Genomic DNA, 3493 nt, shown 5'->3' with positions numbered 1-3493 from the left:
CCCCAATATGCTGAAAGTACTGCGGGAGAATGCAGATCAACTTCTGGACAAAATACTGAAAATCGACGACATTGTTGGTCAAGTTAAATTCTATATTGCCCGGACGCTCGGCACGGACGCCTGCTCGGCGAACCACGCGGCAACGCAATTTTTTATGTCACGCAGAAACCTGACTCGACAACTAATGACCCGAGGTACTTCCTTTCGCGAGCTCCGCAATGCAGTGATGGAGGAAGTCGCCAAGAAAGCGCTGACGGAAACCAGCTCCCCTGTCAGCATCATTGCACTGCAACTGGGATATTCAGAGTCCAGCGCTTTTGATCGTGCCTTTAAGAGCCTTAGCGGCTATACGCCAATGGCCTACCGAAACTTAAGTCAAACTAATTTTTGATCTTCTTTTAGGGCATGATCAGGTGGTGGAAAATGCATATATCAATTTAGGGGCACTCGGCAGTACGGTGTCCCTCAAATACCTATTGCATTTACGACGATGTTTGCTCCTCTACCGCTCGGTGCGCCGCCACAATTGCTGCTGTAACATAAGACTGGGCTTCTGAATCGGAGTTTGCAATGGAAATGCGTCCAAATTGTTTGCGTCCCAGCTCATGAGGAGCCTGGCCTTCTTCCCACTCGGGATCATCGAGCTGCATATACGGATACGCATAACCATGCGACCAGCGATTTACAGTGATGGCCTCAATATCTCGCTCATGATTGAAACCGTATTGCCCCAGAACGCTTTGTAGCTGTTGCCGAATATTTTTCTCGTAAACTTCGTAAGGGGTGGTGTAGAGAATGTGGCGCCCATGTCGGAACAGCTCACGTCCGGTCTCGTTATTGATCGGTTCCGGTGTAGGGCTGTGAAACATGCTGACCGCCATAGGTTCATCTGGCGTCATCGGCGGCTGGTGTCCCCCGGTGGTGGTTGGAGGAGTCGCGGTTATGGTATTAAAGTAATCATGAGGGCAAAACATCATATTGCAATCCAACTGTGACCAAGCTTTACCATCGCTAAGAGCAATGGTAGAAAATACAAAGGGAATCTTAACGTTATAGCTGAGATTTTCCTTTTGCTTCTCGGGAAGTTCTGGGCACAAGTGCGGTATCAAACCATTGTAACAAGCCAATATACAGTGATCAGCAGTCACACTCTGAGCCTGTCCGGAAATTACGTAATCAACCTCGACCAGATTTTCACCGCGCTGGCGCACGCCAACAGCCGTACTGTTTAACCTTATTTTAGTGGTGTGTCGTTCTCGGTCAAGTTCACTATAGTCGAGGCGTTTAGTGGCAATGTTGGTAAAATTTCCCTCCCCTTTCGCTACGGAGGGAATCAACTTACTCACCAGTAGCCTCGCTACAGTTGCATTGCCATCGGGGAAATATCTGGCTTCATAAGCTTTGCCTGTACTCATCGTCAGGAAGTCGGCTACTTCACCCAACCAGCCCATCGCTCTGAGCCCTGGCGCGCCAAGCATGATGGCGTGAAGAATACTGTCCTTCCAGCCAGAGTACCCGAACATGCCACGACTAAAAACATCTAGCATACGAATTGTTCTGCCCGAAAACCCGACTCTGTCGCGAAGAAAACTATTGTAACTGGTGGTTTTTGAGTACTTATATTTCTCGAAGAAGGACAGTTCATCAAGGTAGTCGTGCTCGCCGGATACGAATTCGATCAGTTTTTCTTTTTCAGATTTATTATAAGGCAATCGTTCTATCGCTTCGCGATAGCCTTCCTTCGCGTGTAAAAAATTAATCCAATTTCCGCCAAGGTTAACGTGACCATTATCAGTCGCAATCGACATGCCTGCATCGTGATCGGTATTGCCCAAGGGGTAATCTTGCGTCATATTGGATTCCATGATATCGGTATCGATGCCCAAGTCGTCCAATACTGAGCGGGAAATATCATCGTAGCGGTCTGGGAACTCCAAGTTTTGCGAACCGCCAGCCCCCAATAACGTTTTACCTTTGACCTGGAATTCGTTGCGCTTGGCATGTCCGCCGAAATCGTCGTGATTATCCAGAATCAGAATGCGTGCATCATGGCCCATTTTTTTTCGATAAAACCACGCTGCAGACAATCCGGATATTCCACCACCAACAATTACCAGATCATAGTGCTCGTGAAGCTTTTGGTAGTGCTGCGGTTTCTCACCACGCCATGCCAGTGAGTGGGCCACTTCAAAGGATCCCTTATGGCTGCCCCGCAAGCCTGTCAAAGTTGGTGGATAGTAATCCGCAGGTAAGGGGCCAAGCGTCGTCGCCTCACCAGATGCGCCCAGTAGCTGAGCCCATGCAGTGCTACTGGATAGACCCATCGCTCCTATTGCCAATGCAGAACCATTCAAGAAATCACGTCTTGTTATACTTTTTTTCATATTGATATACCGTAAAAATATTGACCGAGCCGCTTTTAGTCCGCCGGTGAGTCACAAGCCAAACATCGACGAAATTAGCTCGAAAGATCCTCGCCTGACGAGTTGATATTTACATTGCTGGATTTTTGATAAGATAGAAAGCCACCATAGAAAGCAATGCGATAGTTAAAATAATTTGCAATCCCTATTAGTAACAAGGATTTTTTTGTTTTCCGGTAACCAATGAGCTTTAGTGTCAATCGGAGAGTGCAGTGAAAAGAATACCGAAATTATGTCCACGACGATAAATATAACTGTCGAATTGTAAGCGGCGAGATAAAAAGTTGTAGCTATGGACATAGAGGTTTGTGACTAAATTTATTGAATTCAAATTCATCAAAGTAACAGTCGTATCGGTGATCATGGAGCTGTAGATTTATCAGTTCCAACTCACCAGATATCACACTTCATTATTAAATCGATTTCTATTGGATCGCACCTGTAGCCGCGTCACTTCGCAGTAGGGTGAAAATATACCCGCGTAGCGTCGGCATTAATTGACATAAAAGGCAATCGAGTTGATATTTAAGGACGTCGTCCAATCCTCTCCAGTCGATCTCCTAAATTCACAGGACGGGCTCGAACTGTGTGTCCTACTTCTAAAACAGACAAGATTCGAACTCGATTTATCTGATTTCCGAAGATAACAAGAAGGTAGTGTGATTTTAAAAAAAGAATTTCGGGGATCAGCGGTCAATAGAGCCGTGACAGATACGCACTCACATGTTGCTTCTGCCGCTTTACAGGCCAATCTTTGGGAGCCAATGACGCCTTTAGACCCAGACCATCCACATAAGTGGCCAACATTTCAGCTTCTAACTGTACATCTAGATCCGGTCTGAGTTCACCGGCCGCCTGTGCTTTCTCGATGAAACCGGAAATACCGGCTACCCAGTCCTTTATCCAGTGTGTTTGAGTTTGCTGCAAAGCTTGAGAATCTCCGGCCCGCTGCCAAAAGTCTCGCCAGACACAGAATTCTTTTTGCACAGTTTCGTTGATGGGCAAAGTTTGCAGCAATAAGTTCTCCAAATCCTTCGGGTTGTCTTGTATCGCCTGCACTAAACGATCTT

3 protein-coding genes are annotated in these 3493 nt (G+C 46.6%); 1 reads left to right on the top strand and 2 read right to left on the bottom strand.

What is annotated here, in order from left to right; translation table 11 throughout:
- On the top strand, nt 1-391 hold a 391-nt coding region (locus tag A3757_RS14455), incomplete at its 5' end, for an AraC family transcriptional regulator (protein WP_231878287.1).
- A gap of 91 nt (nt 392-482) precedes the next feature.
- Here the strand turns inward: A3757_RS14455 and A3757_RS14450 are convergent.
- Both A3757_RS14450 and A3757_RS14445 read right to left on the bottom strand, forming a co-directional pair.
- Complete coding sequence (locus A3757_RS14450; protein WP_068553447.1) at nt 483-2384, bottom strand: NAD(P)-binding protein; 1902 nt, start codon at nt 2382-2384, stop codon at nt 483-485.
- 732 nt (nt 2385-3116) lie between these two features.
- The coding region (locus A3757_RS14445; protein WP_197470057.1) for a TetR family transcriptional regulator C-terminal domain-containing protein at nt 3117-3493 on the bottom strand (377 nt) is incomplete at its 5' end.

The organism is Oleiphilus sp. HI0117 (genome assembly GCF_001635235.1).
Note: the sequence above shows the minus strand (reverse complement) of the source record. Positions and strands in the feature narration are given on the sequence as shown.